Origin of the sequence: Streptomyces sp. DH12 (assembly GCF_020873895.1) — a bacterium.
Taxonomy (GTDB): domain Bacteria; phylum Actinomycetota; class Actinomycetes; order Streptomycetales; family Streptomycetaceae; genus Streptomyces.
The window spans coordinates 1-618 of the sequence record NZ_JAHWGT010000436.1; the positions used below are offsets into that span (position 1 = coordinate 1).

The following is a 618-nucleotide window of genomic DNA, read 5'->3' on the forward strand; positions in this document are numbered from 1 at the left end:
GTGGTGACGACCGTGGACAGCTCCACGCCGTCGCGGCCCGTCAGATGCGGCAGCAGCATCGACGAGGCGTAGTTCCCCGCGCCGACGAACGCCAGCCGCACCGGGCCGGACCGCCGCGACGGCGCCGGCCGGCCGGGACGCCGCCGCACCTCCGGCACCGTCACCTCCGGCGCCTCGGCCGCGGGCGCCTCCTGCGCCGACGCGTACCGGAACAGCACCGCCACCGCCTTGAGTGCGCCCTCCTCGAGCCGCCGGTACGTCTCCACGGCGTCCTCGAAGCCGGCGACGTGCGACACCAGCGGCTCCACGTCGACACGGCCCCGGGCGACCAGGTCGAGGAAGCACGCCAGGTTGCGGCGCTCGGTCCAGCGGACGTAGCCGATCGGGTAGTCCCGGCCCTGGAGTTCGTACTCGGGGTCGTAGCGTCCGGGCCCGTAGCTGCGGGAGAAGCGGACGTCGAGTTCCTTCTCGTAGTACGCGTTCCACGGCAGGTCGAGCCGGCACTTGCCGATGTCGATCACCCGGCCGCGGTCCCGGCACAGCCGCGCGGCCAGCTCCACCGGCTGGTTGCTGCTCCCGCCGGCCGCCAGATACACCTGGTCCACGCCCATGCCGCCG

At 73.9% G+C, this 618-nt stretch carries 1 pseudogene; it reads right to left on the bottom strand.

Features of this window, described 5'->3' with window-relative positions:
* Positions 1-618: pseudogene (locus LPA54_RS35030) on the bottom strand (oxidoreductase); the annotation flags it as partial.